Raw genomic sequence first — 15523 nt, 5'->3', positions numbered from 1 at the left:
AGTAAATACAGGCATGACACAGATATTTAATTTTTCTGCCGGACCGGCAGTGCTCCCTAAACCTGTACTAGAGCGTGCCCAGGCCGAAATGCTCGACTGGCATGGCTCTGGCATGAGCGTGATGGAAATGTCGCACCGCGGCAAAGAGTTCACCAGTATCCTGGAGAAAACCGAAGCTGATTTACGTCAGTTGCTGGCTATTCCAGCCAACTACAAAGTCTTGTTTTTGCAAGGCGGCGCCATTGCTGAAAATGCCATCATCCCGATGAACTTGCTCAATGGTAAGTCCGCCGACTATGTGGTCACCGGCGCCTGGAGCAAGCGCAGTGTTGAAGATGCCCAAGCCTATGGCCAGATCAATATTGCGGCCAGTACCGAAGCAGCCGGTTTCACCACAGTGCCCGCATTTGCGGACTGGAAGCTCAACAAAGACGCGGCTTACGTGCATTACTGCACCAATGAGACCATTAACGGTGTCGAGTTTTTGGATGTGCCTGACACGCATGGTGTGCCTATTGTGGCTGACATGTCGTCACATATTTTGTCGCGTCCGATTGATGTTTCGAAATATGGCGTGATTTATGGCGGTGCACAAAAAAATATCGGCCCGGCCGGCTTGTGCCTGGTGATCGTGCGTGAAGATTTGCTGGCACAGGCCTCGCCTTTAACGCCAGCGGTGTTCCATTGGAAAACCCAGGCCGATAACCAGAGCATGATTAATACACCGCCGACTTACAGCATTTATATTGCAGGCCTGGTATTCGAGTGGTTGCTGGCGCAAGGCGGGGTTGAGGCGATTGAGCAGATCAATATTGCCAAATCTAATTTGTTATATAACTACCTCGATCAAACCGAGTTTTATGCCAATGACATTGAGCCGGCTTACCGCTCACGCATGAACATTCCGTTCCGTTTGCGTGATGAGAGCCTCAATGACGCTTTTTTAAAGGCAGCAGAGGCACATGGCTTGTTGCAGTTAAAAGGTCATCGCTCTGTGGGCGGCATGCGCGCCAGCATGTATAACGCTATGCCGATTGAAGGCGTTAAAGCGCTGGTTGAGTTCATGCAAGCATTCGAAAAAAGTCACTCATAAAATACTTTAAATATTAACTTCAAATGTCTGATTCATTAAAACAATTTAGAGACAAGATTGACGCTATTGATGCGCAGATGCTGGCGCTGGTAAATGCACGCGCTGCGCTTGCACGTGAGATCGGGCATTTGAAAGATGATGGCGTCATTTATCGCCCGGAGCGTGAAGCGCAAATTATTAGGCGCTTGCAGGCTGACAATCAAGGGCCGTTATCGCCTGAGGCCGTGAGTCATATCTTCCGCGCCGTGATGTCTAATTGCCGCGCGCTGGAAAAAGAATTATCCATCGCTTTTTTGGGCCCCTTGGGCACCTACAGTGAAGAAGCCGCGCTTAAACAGTTTGGCGAAGGGCGTGGGGCCGTGGTGTGCGGCAGTATTGATGAAGTATTTCGCACGGTAGAAGCAGGCCAGGCCGATTATGGCGTCGTACCGGTAGAAAATTCTACCGAAGGTGCAGTTGGTATTACGCTTGATTTATTACTTTCCAGCCCGTTGCAAGTGATCAGTGAAGTGACGTTGCCTGTGCATCATTGCTTGCTGTCAGCGCAGCAGGATATCCGCCAGATCAGCCATGTGTTTTCTCATGCGCAATCCTTGTCGCAATGCCATGAGTGGCTAAACAAGCACTTGCCGAATGCTGCGCGCGAAGCGGTCACCAGCAATGCACGTGCGGCACAAATGATTCATGAACTGGTGGCGAGTGAAGGTACATTTGCTGCGGCCATTGCCAGCAAGCGTGCTGCTGACTTGTTCGACCTGCACATTCTGGCTGAAAATATCGAGGATGACCCGAAAAACACGACGCGTTTTCTGGTGGTAGGCAATCATGCGGTTGCGCCTTCAGGCCAGGACAAAACATCGCTAGTGATGAGTGCACACAACAAACCTGGTGCCGTTTTAGAGCTACTGGAGCCTTTTTCTCGCCATGGTGTAAGCATGACTAAGCTTGAGTCACGCCCATCCCGTCAAAATTTGTGGAATTACGTCTTTTTCGTCGATATTGAAGGTCACCAGCAACAGCCATCCGTACAGGCAGCCCTCAAAGAGCTTGCCGAGCGCGCTACATTACTCAAAGTGTTGGGTTCTTACCCAGCCGCTATTATTTAGTTGTCTATCATGTCTCATTTATCCGAATTAGCACCAGCCAATATTCGCGCCATTGCGCCGTATCAAGGCGGCAAGCCCATCAGTGAGCTGGCGCGTGAAATGGGCCTCAATGAGGCCGATATCGTTAAGCTGGCCTCTAACGAAAACCCGCTGGGGATGAGCCCCAAAGCACAAATGGCGCTCGAAGAAGCCATTTATGACATTGCGCGGTATCCCGATGGCAATAGCTTTGCTTTGCGCGATGCCGTGAGCCATAAATACGGTGTGCAACCGGCACAACTTGTGTTTGGCAATGGCTCCAATGATATTTTGGAGCTGGCTGCGCGTGCTTTTTTGACTGCGGGTGATGAAACGATTTATTCCCAGCATGCTTTTGCCGTGTATCCATTGGTGACGCAGGCGGTCGGCGCTAAAGGCGTGGTCGTGCCTGCAGTTGATTTTGGTCATGATCTGCCTGGTTTTTTAAAGGCGATTACACCTAAAACCAAATTGATTTTTGTTGCGAACCCGAATAACCCAACCGGGACACTGATTAGCAAAACAGACTTGAAAGCCTTTTTACAGCAAGTGCCCAAACACATATTGGTGGTGCTGGATGAGGCTTATGACGAATATTTGTCTGTTGTCGACAAGTCTGAAGCCATCGGTTGGCTAGCCGAGTTTGAAAACCTGATTATTTCACGCACGTTCTCCAAGGCCTATGGCCTGGCAGGGTTGCGCGTGGGCTTTGGTGTGATGCATGCCACCTTGGCCGACTTGATGAACCGTGTGCGCCAACCATTTAACGTGAATAGCCTGGCGCAGATTGCTGCAACGGTCTCTTTGCAGGATGAAGACTTTGTGGCACGCAGCTACGCAGCCAACCAGGCTGGCATGACGCAAGTGACACAGGGCCTGGAGCAATTGGGCTTAAGCTATATTCCCTCTTACGGCAACTTTGTCAGCTTTAAAGTGACCAACGCCAGTGCCGTCAACCAGGCCTTGCTCAAGCAGGGCGTGATTGTGCGCCCGGTGGCCAATTACGAGATGCCGGATTATTTGCGTGTCAGCATTGGTTTATTTAGCGAAAATGCACGCTTCTTGCAAGTGCTGGAAACGATTTTGAAGTCATGACTCTATACGAAAAATTAGCCACCGATGATGTGCGCGTGCTAGAAATCAAACCGCTGGTAAAACCGGCGGAATTAATATCGCGCCTGCAAGAAAGCACGGTCAGCACCCAAAACATCCTTAAAACACGCACTGCGATTCACCACATTTTGCATCAAGGCGATGATCGCTTGCTGGTCATTGTCGGGCCATGCTCGATTCACGATACTGACGCTGGTATGGAGTATGCCAAACGCTTGCTGGACGTGCGTACGCGGCTGGCAGGTGAGTTGCTGATCGTGATGCGCGTTTACTTCGAGAAACCACGCACCACAGTGGGCTGGAAAGGTCTGATTAACGATCCGCACCTGGATGGCACCTACGACATTAATCAGGGCCTGGAAAAAGCGCGCCGCTTTTTGCTGGATGTAAACGAGATTGGCATGCCTGCCGCAACCGAGTTCCTGGATGTGGTGTCACCGCAATATACGGCCGACCTGGTGAGCTGGGGCGCGATTGGTGCGCGTACCACGGAGTCACAAATTCACCGCGAGTTGGCTTCGGGTTTATCCTGCCCGGTCGGTTTTAAAAATGGCACCGACGGCGGCGCTAAAGTCGCAATAGACGCGATTAAAACCGCGGCCAGCCCGCACCACTTTTTGTCGATGACCAAAGAGGGTGAGTCTGCCATTTTTGCGACCAAAGGTAATGAAGACTGCCATGTGATTTTGCGTGGTGGTAAAGCGCCAAACTATGATGCGCAAAGCGTGGCTGCGGTGTGTGACCAACTGGCTGAGGCTGGCCTGGCGCCAGTGCTGATGGTGGATTGCAGTCATGGCAACAGCCAAAAGCAATACAAAAACCAGATCGCAGTGGTCGATGATGTGGCTAAGCAGTTGTCTACCGGCGATGCGCGTATTATTGGCGTGATGCTGGAGTCACATTTAAACGAGGGGCGTCAGGATCACTCACCAGGGTGCAGTCTCAATTATGGTCAGTCGATTACCGATGCCTGTCTGGGCTGGGACGATTCTGTTTCTGTGCTGGAAACGCTGGCTGCGGCAGTCAAAGCGCGTCGCGAAAAACATGCAGCAGAAGAATAATTGATGATTTAACCAGAAGGCCGCGCCAGTGAGCGCGGCTTTTTTTTTGCGTGCTACGCAGTAAACAGCCACGCGCTCATGAAAATCATGAGCAGGGAATCATTGTCAGTAGCAGGCTGTTCATGCAACGCATGCGTATGATGCCAGTCTTACTTAACAGACATTGCACGCCAGCGTTGTACCAGGCTTGTCATGGACATCGAGTAGTCACCAGCAATTGTTGTATGATGAGGCTTAGCACTCTCTTGCAACCAAGAATTAACAGAATTGAATAACGAGCGATTATGCATATACACGTATTAGGGGCTGGGGCTGGCGGTGGCTTTCCACAGTGGAACTGTAATTGTCCAAATTGTGATGGGCTGCGCAAAGGCACCATCAAGGCCAAACGCCGCACACAATCATCTATTTGCGTCTCCAGCAATGGCGTAGACTGGGTATTGTTTAATGCGTCGCCCGATGTCTTGCAGCAAATTCAAGAATTCGCACCTTTGCAGCCTGGCCGCGCAGTCCGCGACAGCGGTATTCAGGGCATTGTGCTGATCGATGCCCAAATTGACCATACCACAGGCTTGTTTATGTTGCGTGAAGGGCAAGTTAAGCGCGAGATTTACTGCACGAAAATGGTCTATGAAGACCTGACCACCGGTAACCAGATTTTGAACATTCTCGGTCATTACTGTGGTGTAAATCACCATGAAATTGCGATTGATGCCAATGATGTCAGCAATGCGCACAGCTTTGAGGTGCCTGGTGTGCCTAACTTGCGCTTTACCGCCGTGGCATTAAAGAGTGCGGCACCACCGTACTCTCCGCACCGTAACGACCCGCATCCTGGTGACACCATCGGTGTGCTGATTGAAGAAATGTCTACCGGCAAAAAATGCTGGTATTCACCTGGCTTGGCAGAAATTGAGCCGCATTTGCCGCCTTTAATGAACCAGGCCGATTGCATTATGGTGGATGGCACATTCTGGACCAACACCGAGATGCTGGATATGGGCCTGATGACCAAAACGGCACGCAGTATCGGCCACAATCCGCAATCTGGCCCGGGTGGCATGATAGAAGAGTTGGGCAAGTTTGGTACGGATAAACCAGTGCGTAAAGTACTGATTCATATCAATAATACCAACCCGATTTTAAGGGAAGATTCCACCGAGCGCGCAACCCTCAATGAGCACAATATTGAGGTAGCGTATGACGGTATGGACATCATTCTATAGGAGAACAATATGAACGCAGTGACTCAGGCACAGTTGCCATGGACCCGTGAAGAATTTGAAGCCAAGCTGCGCGAAAAAGGGCAGGGTTACCATATCTATCATCCATTCCACGTGATGATGTATGAAGGCAAGTTGAGCAAAGAGCAGTTGCAATGCTGGGTCGCTAATCGTTTTTATTACCAGATCGCGATTCCAATGAAAGATGCAGCGATTTTATCCAACTGCCCGGACAAAGAAGTCCGTAAGCAATGGATCGTGCGTATCACCGACCATGATGGTGTCGATGACCAGATTGGCGGCATTGAAGCCTGGATCAAGCTGGGCGAAGCCGTTGGCCTGACACGTGAGCAAGTGACTAGTCTTGAATTAGTGTCGCCAGGCGTGCGATTTGCGGTAGATGCCTATATCAACTTTGCCAAACAGCGCTCCTGGCAAGAAAGTGTCTGCTCAAGCCTGACCGAATTGTTTGCGCCGCATATACACCAGCAACGCATCAGCTCCTGGCCGAGTATGTATCCTTGGGTGAAAGAAGAAGGCCTGATGTACTTTAAAAAACGCCTGACAGAAGCCAGGCGTGATGTGGAGCAGGGCTTAGGTGTCACGTTGGACTACTTTAGTACGTCACGCGAGATGCAAGTGAAAGCACTGGAGATTCTGCAATTTAAATTAAACGTACTGTGGGTGATTGCTGACTCTATCATGCTAGCAAGTACAGAAATCAAGACTGAAGGGCGTGACTATACGCGCCAGCCAGTGATACACATCGAAGATTAACTTAGGCACCACGCGCTTTTTGAAAGTAAACCCATGGAAAACAATATTCAACACTCAGATATTTATGCGATTGCCTTCCACCATCGTTTTCAATGGGAAGAAGCGCAGCAGAGCTACGTCATTCTGTTCCCGGAGGGCATGGTTAAATTGCATGGCGGCGCAGGCGAGATTTTAAAGCGTGTGGATGGTAAAGCGAGTGTGGGGGATATTGTGCTTGAGCTCAAAGCCACGTTTCCGGATGCCGAAGAGATTGAGAATGATATTGTCGGCATGTTTGACCTGGCTGTTGGTAAAGCCTGGTTACGCAAGGTCAATTAATCTGTCAGGAGAACAATCATGGCACACCTAAATAATGGGGTTGCAGCAAGCGTCACACAGAAGCAGCCGCTATGGTTGCTGGCAGAGGTGACTTACCGTTGCCCGCTACATTGTGCGTTTTGTTACAACCCGACCGATTACGATAAACACACCAAAAATGAATTAACCACTGAGCAATGGATCAGCGCCTTGCGTGATGCACGTAAAATGGGGGCGATTCAGTTAGGTATTTCTGGGGGCGAGCCTTTGTTGCGTGACGATATTGAAGAGATCGTCGCCGAAGCACACAAGCTAGGCTATTACAGCAACCTGATTACTTCTGGTGTCGGCTTGACCGAAAAACGCATTCAGGCCTTTAAAGAAGGCGGTCTGGATCATATCCAGCTCTCCATGCATGATGTGACAGAAGATATCAGCAACTTTATTACCGACACCCGTACCTTCGAGTTAAAGAAAAAAGTCGCGGCCATGATTAAATCGCATGGCTATCCGATGGTGTTGAATGTGGTGATCCATCGCTACAACATTGACCAGGTAGGAAAAATCCTGGAAATGGCGGAAGCATTGGGGGCTGATTATGTCGAGCTGGCCAATACCCAGTATTACGGCTGGAGCCTGGTCAATCGCGATCAGCTGATGCCGACGCGTGAACAGTTAAACCGGGCTGAGGCAGCGACCAATGCGTTTAGAGAACGTGTTGGCAACAAAATGAAGGTGTTTTTTGTGGTGCCTGATTACTTTGCTGACCGGCCGAAAAAATGCATGAACGGCTGGGGTGAGGTCTTTATGATTGTGACTGCAAATGGCGATGTTTTACCCTGTCATTCAGCACGCGTGTTACCAGGCATGACCTTCCCTAATGTGCGCGAAAACGGCCTGGAATGGGCCTGGAAAGAGTCCCCCGCGTTTACTAAGTATCGTGGCATGGACTGGATGAAAGAGCCTTGCCGTAGTTGTGATGAAAAAGAAAATGACCTGGGCGGTTGTCGTTGCCAGTCTTATCTGCTCAGTGGTGACGCCGAAATGGCGGACCCGGTGTGTACCAAGTCGCCTAATCGACATCTGATTGATGAAGCCTTGGTCAACGCACAAAACCCGCTGGTGCGTGAGCAACCGATCATTTTCAGAACAGACAAAAACTCTAAAAAATATGTAGCAGGCGATAAAGAGCGCATTGAGCAATTTCATGCGTTGCCGTAATTGAGCGCTGCCTGGCCTGAAAATCGCAGCATCGTGCGCATGGCTGGCTTATAATCCAAAGGTGCCGATTGGCACCTTTGGATTTTTTACAAGGTCGTTCATGTTGATCTCTCGTTCTTCTACGTTAGTGCTGGTGTTGGCGGCATTAACAGCATTGGCTCCCTTTGCTATTGATACCTACTTGCCAGCCTTTCATGTCATGGCTGCCGAGTTTGGCACTGATGAGCTGGCTATTCAGCAAAGCCTGACCTTTTATTTATTGCCTTATGCCGTGATGACACTTTGTCATGGCGCCATTTCTGATGCGATCGGTCGCATTACGACCATCAAATGGGGCCTGGCCATTTTTGTATTGGCAAGCCTCGGCTGTGCGCTGGCGCCTAATGTACAGACTTTATGGTTATTTCGCGCCTTGCAAGGGGTAAGTGGCGGGGCGGGCAACACGGTCGCCCGAGCCATGGTGCGCGACTTATTCTCTGGTGCGCAGGCACAACGTGTGATGGCGACGGTGCAGTTGTTGTTTGGCATTGCGCCAGCGGTTGCGCCGATTTTAGGCGGGCTATTGCTGGGCATCCATTGGCAGGCCATTTTTATTTTTTTATCACTCTATGCTGCCGTCGCGTTATGGATGGCGGTGCGCTATCTGCCGGAAACCATGACTGCAGAAAAGCGTATCGTATTCTCTGTGAAAGGGATTGCCGCCACCTATGGCCAGATGCTTAAACACAGGATTTTTTTTGGGCTGATCACTTGCCTGGGCTTGAATTTTTCGGCATTTTTTATTTATGTATTGGCGAGCCCGGTGTTTTTGGTCAAGCATTTGCATTTAAACAGCCAGCAGTTCGGTTACCTGTTTATTCCCACCGTAACTGGCATGATGCTGGGTTCCTGGATCTCACGGCATACCGCAGGTAAGGTCGCGCCAGCGCGTATACTATCTTGGGCATTTGCCTGGATGGTGTTGATTGCCAGCGTGAATGTTGGTCTGCAGTATTGGGCAGGCGCCACCATGCACACAGCCTGGTGGCTGGCTATTTTACCCATTGCCTTGTTTAATGTGGGTATGGCGGCGGCCGTGCCGGTGTTGTCGATTGCGACACTCGATTGCTATCCTACACTGCGCGGCACCGCAGCTTCTGCTCAGGCATTTATGCAAATGCTGTGTTCTACCGTGAGCTCAGCGCTCATCGTGCCTTTGGTCTGGCATTCCACGTTGGCACTTGCAACTGCCATGCTGGTGATGACGCTACTGAGCAGCCTGTTATTACTGTTTGTGCGCAAGCCAACACCGGCAGTCGCCCATTAAGCGCAAGCCCCGAAATATGGGGCATTTACCAACTTCATTACATGTTTGAACCACGATAGCGTGCTTTAAGATGAAACTGTCAATGCCTGCCAGGTTGCAGCGCATTATTCAGAATCAACAAGGGGAGTCCATCATGGAAATGACCAGAGAAGAAGAAGCACAAAAAGCTTACGTCAAGTTGCTGACCGGGCAGGGCGTGAGTGAGCGTGTGCTGGTACAGCGCGAGTTCATCATTATTCGGGTCAGTGCATTTCTAAAAGAGATTCCCTGTGATGGCAGCCATTACAGGCATGCGGTTGATCGCTTTATTGCCAGTATTGATCCTGCTGAAATTCCCAGCATTTTGCCTGTGATTCGCGAGTTCTTTTCGTTTTGGGTGCGTGATATTAAAGCGATTGCCGCCATGAGCCAGGCCAAGGTGTTTAATGGCAGCACACCAACGGTCATGGTGACGCAAGATGAGTTATTCAAGCATTGGTATGATTTGGATAAAACCGCGATGACCGGCCATGAAACGCAAGTGATGGATGCTTTTGAGCAAGTCACCCTGGTGCGCGGCTTTGAGCCTGCAGTGTTTAAAGAGCGCATGCGGATGGCAAAGTGCTTGCTACTGTCACTGCGACATGTGTCACACAGGCAATCGCATAGTTACCGCCAAATGGTGGATAGAAATCTGCCATTATTTAATGCGCTTGGTTCGCAGCACACTTTTCTTAGCGTCTCTCGTGAGTTTTATTATTTTTGGCGCGGTGACATGTTGAAGCCACAGGCATTAAGGGCACCAGCAATGCCAGCGCGTGAAATGGCCATGGCCGCCTAACATACGGGTAGAGCCAAGGCGGCAGTCAATGCTGCCAACAGATTCAAAAAACGCCAGCCTTAGCGCTGGCGAATTTTTTGCAGGATCAATGCAGAAAGCTCTTCAATCGAGCGGCTGGTAGAATCTGCCCAAGGGATGCCAGCACTGCGCATCATACCTTCAGCAATTTCAATTTCTTTGCGGCAGTTATCCAGTGAGGCATAAAAGCTATCAGGGCGACGCTCGTTACGCACCGAGTGCAAGCGTTCGGCTTTAATGGTCAAGCCAAAAATCTTGTCTATGTTTTTTTGCAGCGCGAGCGGTAGCGCACCACGTTCAAAGTCTTCAGGAATCAACGGATAATTGGCTGCCTTGATGCCAAACTGCATGGCGAGATAAATGCTGGTTGGAGTTTTACCGCAGCGTGAAACACCAATCAAAATCACTTCAGCTTCATCCAAGCCAGAGTTGGTCATACCGTCATCATGGTTCAGGGTAAAGTTAATCGCTTCCATCCGCTCATGATAGCTGTTGCCCATCGCGCTGTAGGCAATGCTGGCGCCTGTGAGTGGCTCCTGGTTGAGCTCTGAGCCCAGTGGATAAATAAAGCGGTGGAATAAGTCAATAAAGTAGGCATTCGCCTGCTTGAGATGATTGCGGTGCTCACCGTTGCCAACCGACATAATCACAATCGGCCGTATGCCATCTTGGTCGGCGACTTTCTGGATGTGTTCAAACGCGGCTTGAACCTTCTCGTCGTTGTCCGTAAACGGCAGGCGAGTGGTGGTAAATTTAGTATTCGGAAAATGTTCCAGCAGTTTGCTCAAGGCGCCAGCTGTAATCCCCGTGCCATCAGAAATAATAAAAACAGAACGGTGATTCATCGTAACGCCTTGAGTGAGTTGCTAAAAGTGATTTCCTGGGTTTACTTCTTGGTCAAACGCTGCCAGGTGGCAACCACCGTGTCAGGGTTGAGTGACACCGACTGGATGCCCTCAGCCACCAGCCATTCAGCGAAGTCTTCATGGTCAGAAGGGCCCTGACCACAAATGCCAACGTATTTGCCCAAACGGTTACAGGTGTTGATCGCCATTTTAAGCAATGCTTTGACCGCATCATTACGCTCGTCAAAGCCGTCTGCCAAAATACCGGAGTCACGGTCCATGCCCAATGTCAGCTGAGTCAGGTCGTTAGAGCCGATGGAGAAGCCGTCGAAGTACTCCAGGAACTGTTCAGCCAGCAGCGCATTGGCCGGGATTTCACACATCATGATCAGGCGCAGGCCATTTTCACCACGTTTGAGGCCGTTTTCAGCCATGATTTCAGTCACGGCGCGTGCTTCTTCCAGCGTGCGTACAAATGGAATCATCAATTCAACGTTAGCCAAGCCTAGCTCATCACGCACTTTTTTCATGGCCTGACATTCCATGGCGAAACACTCTTTAAAGTCTTCTGCCATATAGCGTGCCGCACCACGGAAACCAATCATCGGGTTTTCTTCGTCCGGCTCGTAAATCTCACCGCCAACCAGTTTTTTGTACTCATTAGACTTGAAGTCTGAGGTGCGCACGATCACTGGTTTTGGGTAGAAAGCGGCTGCAATAGTAGCAACACCTTCCGCTACTTTATCAATGTAGAACTGTTTTGGGTTGGCATAGCCACGTGCACGGTTTTTAATCGTCGCTTGTATGGTGGCTGGCATTGCGTCAACATTGAGGATGGCTTTCGGGTGAATGCCAACCATGTTGTTAATCACAAACTCCAGGCGGGCAAGGCCAACACCGTCGTTTGGTGTCTGCGCGAATGTAAACGCCATGTCCGGGTTGCCAACGTTCATCATAATCTTGCAAGGTGGTTTTGCCAGAGCACTGTTCGATTGCGTCGCAATTTCGTAATCCAGCGCGCCATGGTAAACAAATCCAGTTTCACCTTCTGCACAAGAAACAGTCACCATTTCGCCATCACGCAGCAAGTCTGTCGCGTTTACCGAACCCACAATCGCCGGGATGCCTAGTTCACGCGCAATAATCGCCGCGTGACATGTACGGCCACCACGGTTAGTCACCAACGCACTGGCACGTTTCATCACTGGTTCCCAGTTAGGGTCAGTCATGTCAGCCACCAACACATCGCCTGGTTGTACTTCATGCATGTCAGCCGGATCCAGCACGATACGCACCGGACCCACGCCTACTTTTTGCGTCACCGCACGGCCAGCAACCACAGGCACTGCAGAGTGTTTTTGCAATTTGAAAGTTTCGGTAATGTTTTTAGCGGCTTCTTGTGATTTCACAGTTTCAGGACGCGCTTGCAAGATATACAGCTTGCTATCCAGGCCGTTTTTGCCCCACTCAATATCCATGGGGCAGCCGTAATGCTGCTCAATGGTCATGGCGTAGCCAGCCAGCTCCAGAATGTCGGCATCGGTCAGCGAATAACGATTGCTTTCTGCAGGGTCAACGTCAACCGTATTGGTGGATTTACCTGCCTGAGTGGCGTCAGAAAACACCATTTTAATCAGTTTTGAGCCCATGGTACGGCGCACAATCGCCGGTTTACCTTGCGCCAGCAATGGCTTGTGCACATAAAACTCATCCGGGTTCACAGCGCCTTGCACCACGGTTTCGCCCAGGCCATAAGAGGAGGTGATAAAGGCAACATCGCGGTGACCAGATTCAGTGTCAATGGTAAACATGACACCGGCACAGCCAATGTCAGAACGCACCATTTGCTGTACGCCTGCAGATAACGCGACATCGGCGTGCACAAAGCCTTTGTGTACGCGGTAAGAAATCGCACGGTCGTTATATAAAGAAGCAAACACCTCTTTAATGGCGTGATTAATGTTTTCCAGGCCGTGGATATTCAGAAAGGATTCTTGTTGACCAGCGAAAGACGCATCCGGCAAATCTTCTGCTGTTGCAGATGAACGCACAGCAAAGGTTGTGCCTTGTGCTGATTTTTCAATCAGTTTGGCATAGCTTTCAGCAATCGCCGTTTGCAACGCTTGTGGAAACTCGGCTTCCATAATCCACTGACGAATTTGCGAACCAACACGCGCCAGCTCTTGCGTATCATCAGCATTTAATTTGTCGAGCAAGTCATTGATTTTGTTGTTCAATCCACCTTGCGCCAAAAATTCACGATAAGCATCTGCAGTGGTCGCAAAACCGGTAGGTACGCGTACCCCCTTGGCACTGAGCTGAGAAATCATTTCGCCCAGAGAAGCGTTTTTGCCTCCCACAGACGGTACATCGGTGTTTCTTAGATTCTCAAATGGAATAACATGACTTACCATAGTAAAACCCTTAATTATTTAAAACTGGTGATAATCTATCGCGGAATGCAACGGATTGAATTCGATAAATAGAGGCTGTCTGCCTGACATAGTCTGATTATAGAATGACTTTTATAACGGTCATTATGCCAAAATCATGTTTTAATGTCACGTCGCCTTGAGGGTGGTAATTCATTTTTTTAGCATCAATATCATAAAACGTCATGAATGCAGTCATTCCCGCAGAACGCACGGTCAGTGTGACCACTTACGGTCGCCTACATCTCGGTTTTTTTAATTTAAGTCAACAGGCTCAACGTCAGTTTGGCAGCGTTGGCGTTGCCATTGATGCTTTTCAAACATCACTCAGCCTCTCAAGCGGGTTGCAACAACTGCCGCTTGACCCATTGGCCGCGTCTATATTACAGCGTCATTTGGCTGCTAGTGATACGCAAACAGCCTTTAATGTCAGTATTGAGCAGGCCATTCCGCGGCATGGTGGCTTAGGCTCAGGCACGCAAATGGCGTTGGCATTGGGGGCTGCGATGAATAGTCTGTTAAATAAGCCCGTAAGCGCAAGCGACATCGCAGCGATTCACCAGCGTGGTGCCCGCTCAGGCATAGGCATTGCCACCTTTGAACATGGCGGCTTGGTGGTAGATGGCGGGCGCGGCACACATACGGTGGTGCCGCCTATGCTGGCCCGCCATGCGTTTCCTGCTGACTGGCATTTTTTACTCATTATTGATAATAGCCGTGCCGGCCTGCATGGCCAGGGTGAAAAAACCGCATTCAAGCAATTAGCACCGCAATCAGTGGCGGCCACCCAAACGGTGCAGCAACAATTACTGAGCCAGGGTTTGCCCGCACTGATTGAACACGACTTTGCTGGATTTAGCCAGTTTCTTGGTGACTTGCAAGCCTATAACGCCGAGTATTTTGCGCCAGCACAAGGCGGCCCTTATGCCAGCAAAGCAGTGGCCAATATTTTGCACACCTTAAAACAGCAAGGGTATATGGGTATTGGGCAAACCTCGTGGGGCCCAACTGGATTTGTGCTATTGCCATCGCGTACAGAAGCGGTAGCGATACAAATGCAATTACTTAAACAATATGCCGGGCAGACAGCGCTCGGCTTTGTCGTCACCGCTGCGGTCAACCAGCCTGCAACGATTAAGATAGAGGATGTGGTTAATTAAAACTTTTTAAGATAATTTTGAAAAGTTATGATTTTCACGGTCTACTCTTTATTTTGAACTGCTCTGGAAGTGTGTATATTGGCTAAAGGTATTATTAACGAACGGTTCCGGGGGGAATAATGAAAAAAACCAGTATTATGCATTTGTTTACAGCCGCAAAGAATGCCAGTCCATTTGACGTCAATATGGCTTTCGATGCGGGCTACGAAAAAATTATTTCTTACACCGATGTGACCTTGAATGAAATCGTGGCATTGACTCAGGATGCTATTTTCTCCCGTAGTCCTAGCGGTTTAAAACAACAAGCCTTATTTTTTGGTGGCCGCGACATTCAAGTCGCACTTGAAATGCAAAAACAGGCACGTAGCGCCATGTTTAAGCCATTTGAATGCCACACATTTTCTGATCCGTCTGGCGCATTTACCACCGCAGCAGCCATGCTGGCCAAGGTAGATTTCTATCTGCAAAAATCTGGCAGCGGCTTAGGTAAAGAGAAAGTAGCCATTTTTGGTGCCAGCGGTACCGTTGGCTCAACCGCTGCGTTGATCGCCGCTCGTCAGGGGGCGACTGTCTTTATGGTGGCACATGCCGGTGTAGAAAGCATGCAAGCCTATGTCGATAAATTATCTGCGAGCTATGATGTGACGCTGCAGGTCGTCGATGGCAGCACAGAAGCGGCCAAAATTGCCATATTAAATGAAGCCACGATTGCCTTGTGCGCGACTCCAGCGGGTATTCGTGTGCTTGAAGTGTCTCAATTCGCTCATTCCAAAACACTCAAAGTGGTGGCTGATGTTAACGCAGTGCCACCATCTGGGATTGAAGGCGTCGATACGTTTTCTAATGGCGGCTTGATTGAAGGGACGCAAGTGGCAGGGTTTGGTGCGCTGGCGATTGGTCAATTAAAGTATGTGACACAGAACAAATTGCTGGAGCAAATGCTGCAAAGCGAAAGCCCGATGCATATTGATTACCATCAGGCGTATGAATATGCCTGTGCCCACGTAGAATAAGGTCGTTTTTGCGGTTGGCC

Annotated in this window: 14 protein-coding genes; 12 read left to right on the top strand and 2 right to left on the bottom strand. The window is 49.8% G+C overall.

The features are described 5' to 3' along the window. The first annotated feature begins 13 nt into the window (after positions 1 to 13). The 10 genes from serC (at position 14) to METH5_RS0113630 (ending at position 10035) form a co-directional block, all read left to right on the top strand. Positions 14 to 1093, top strand: coding sequence for a 3-phosphoserine/phosphohydroxythreonine transaminase (gene serC / locus METH5_RS0113675; RefSeq protein WP_029149034.1), 1080 nt, complete (start codon positions 14 to 16; stop codon positions 1091 to 1093). Between the two features lie 23 nt (positions 1094 to 1116). Continuing rightward, positions 1117 to 2199, top strand: coding sequence for a prephenate dehydratase (gene pheA / locus METH5_RS0113670; RefSeq protein ID WP_029149033.1), 1083 nt, complete (start codon positions 1117 to 1119; stop codon positions 2197 to 2199). A 9-nt stretch (positions 2200 to 2208) separates the two neighbouring features. Further along, positions 2209 to 3312, top strand: coding sequence for a histidinol-phosphate transaminase (gene hisC / locus METH5_RS0113665; RefSeq protein WP_029149032.1), 1104 nt, complete (start codon positions 2209 to 2211; stop codon positions 3310 to 3312). After that, positions 3309 to 4391: a 3-deoxy-7-phosphoheptulonate synthase gene (locus tag METH5_RS0113660; protein WP_029149031.1), complete on the top strand. Its 1083-nt coding sequence runs from the start codon at positions 3309 to 3311 to the stop codon at positions 4389 to 4391. Before hisC ends, METH5_RS0113660 begins: the two co-directional genes overlap by 4 nt. Before the next feature lie 284 nt (positions 4392 to 4675). After that, on the top strand, positions 4676 to 5617 hold the full coding sequence (gene pqqB / locus METH5_RS0113655; RefSeq protein ID WP_029149030.1) for a pyrroloquinoline quinone biosynthesis protein PqqB: 942 nt from the start codon (positions 4676 to 4678) through the stop codon (positions 5615 to 5617). 9 nt (positions 5618 to 5626) lie between these two features. Then, on the top strand, positions 5627 to 6391 hold the full coding sequence (gene pqqC, locus METH5_RS0113650) for a pyrroloquinoline-quinone synthase PqqC (protein WP_029149029.1): 765 nt from the start codon (positions 5627 to 5629) through the stop codon (positions 6389 to 6391). A gap of 33 nt (positions 6392 to 6424) precedes the next feature. Further along, positions 6425 to 6709, top strand: a complete 285-nt coding sequence (gene pqqD, locus METH5_RS15605; protein ID WP_029149028.1) for a pyrroloquinoline quinone biosynthesis peptide chaperone PqqD — start codon at positions 6425 to 6427, stop codon at positions 6707 to 6709. Positions 6710 to 6727: 18 nt separating this feature from the next. Continuing rightward, positions 6728 to 7909, top strand: coding sequence for a pyrroloquinoline quinone biosynthesis protein PqqE (pqqE, locus tag METH5_RS0113640; RefSeq protein ID WP_029149027.1), 1182 nt, complete (start codon positions 6728 to 6730; stop codon positions 7907 to 7909). A 100-nt stretch (positions 7910 to 8009) separates the two neighbouring features. Then, the gene (locus METH5_RS0113635; protein WP_029149026.1) at positions 8010 to 9215 is read left to right on the top strand and encodes a multidrug effflux MFS transporter; all 1206 of its coding nucleotides are present in this window, start codon (positions 8010 to 8012) and stop codon (positions 9213 to 9215) included. Between the two features lie 70 nt (positions 9216 to 9285). After that, positions 9286 to 10035, top strand: coding sequence for a hypothetical protein (locus METH5_RS0113630; protein WP_232411055.1), 750 nt, complete (start codon positions 9286 to 9288; stop codon positions 10033 to 10035). A gap of 59 nt (positions 10036 to 10094) precedes the next feature. Here METH5_RS0113630 and METH5_RS0113625 read toward each other — a convergent pair whose 3' ends face one another. Continuing rightward, entirely contained in the window at positions 10095 to 10898 is an 804-nt protein-coding gene (locus METH5_RS0113625) for a pyruvate, water dikinase regulatory protein (RefSeq protein WP_029149024.1), read from the bottom strand. Between the two features lie 41 nt (positions 10899 to 10939). After that, a complete protein-coding gene (gene ppsA, locus METH5_RS0113620) occupies positions 10940 to 13312 on the bottom strand; it encodes a phosphoenolpyruvate synthase (RefSeq protein ID WP_029149023.1) in 2373 nt (790 codons plus the stop codon). A 203-nt stretch (positions 13313 to 13515) separates the two neighbouring features. Between ppsA and METH5_RS0113610 the strand changes: the two genes are divergently transcribed. Both METH5_RS0113610 and METH5_RS0113605 read left to right on the top strand, forming a co-directional pair. Further along, on the top strand, positions 13516 to 14490 hold the full coding sequence (locus tag METH5_RS0113610) for a hypothetical protein (protein WP_029149022.1): 975 nt from the start codon (positions 13516 to 13518) through the stop codon (positions 14488 to 14490). Between the two features lie 119 nt (positions 14491 to 14609). After that, the gene (locus METH5_RS0113605) at positions 14610 to 15503 is read left to right on the top strand and encodes an NAD(P)-dependent methylenetetrahydromethanopterin dehydrogenase (protein WP_029149021.1); all 894 of its coding nucleotides are present in this window, start codon (positions 14610 to 14612) and stop codon (positions 15501 to 15503) included. Positions 15504 to 15523: the final 20 nt, after the last annotated feature.

This window comes from Methylophilus sp. 5 (assembly GCF_000515275.1).
GTDB lineage: Bacteria > Pseudomonadota > Gammaproteobacteria > Burkholderiales > Methylophilaceae > Methylophilus.
Note: the sequence above shows the minus strand (reverse complement) of the source record. Positions and strands in the feature narration are given on the sequence as shown.

Bases quoted from the DNA above. Each gene is read 5' to 3' on its own strand.
- METH5_RS0113625 (WP_029149024.1), bottom strand. From the start codon at position 10,898: ATGAATCACCGTTCTGTTTTTATTATTTCTGATGGCACGGGGATTACA.
- pqqB (WP_029149030.1), top strand. From the start codon at position 4,676: ATGCATATACACGTATTAGGGGCTGGGGCTGGCGGTGGCTTTCCACAG.
- pqqD (WP_029149028.1), top strand. From the start codon at position 6,425: ATGGAAAACAATATTCAACACTCAGATATTTATGCGATTGCCTTCCAC.
- hisC (WP_029149032.1), top strand. From the start codon at position 2,209: ATGTCTCATTTATCCGAATTAGCACCAGCCAATATTCGCGCCATTGCG.
- METH5_RS0113610 (WP_029149022.1), top strand. From the start codon at position 13,516: ATGAATGCAGTCATTCCCGCAGAACGCACGGTCAGTGTGACCACTTAC.
- METH5_RS0113635 (WP_029149026.1), top strand. From the start codon at position 8,010: ATGTTGATCTCTCGTTCTTCTACGTTAGTGCTGGTGTTGGCGGCATTA.
- pqqE (WP_029149027.1), top strand. From the start codon at position 6,728: ATGGCACACCTAAATAATGGGGTTGCAGCAAGCGTCACACAGAAGCAG.
- pheA (WP_029149033.1), top strand. From the start codon at position 1,117: ATGTCTGATTCATTAAAACAATTTAGAGACAAGATTGACGCTATTGAT.
- ppsA (WP_029149023.1), bottom strand. From the start codon at position 13,312: ATGGTAAGTCATGTTATTCCATTTGAGAATCTAAGAAACACCGATGTA.
- METH5_RS0113660 (WP_029149031.1), top strand. From the start codon at position 3,309: ATGACTCTATACGAAAAATTAGCCACCGATGATGTGCGCGTGCTAGAA.
- serC (WP_029149034.1), top strand. From the start codon at position 14: ATGACACAGATATTTAATTTTTCTGCCGGACCGGCAGTGCTCCCTAAA.
- METH5_RS0113630 (WP_232411055.1), top strand. From the start codon at position 9,286: ATGAAACTGTCAATGCCTGCCAGGTTGCAGCGCATTATTCAGAATCAA.
- pqqC (WP_029149029.1), top strand. From the start codon at position 5,627: ATGAACGCAGTGACTCAGGCACAGTTGCCATGGACCCGTGAAGAATTT.
- METH5_RS0113605 (WP_029149021.1), top strand. From the start codon at position 14,610: ATGAAAAAAACCAGTATTATGCATTTGTTTACAGCCGCAAAGAATGCC.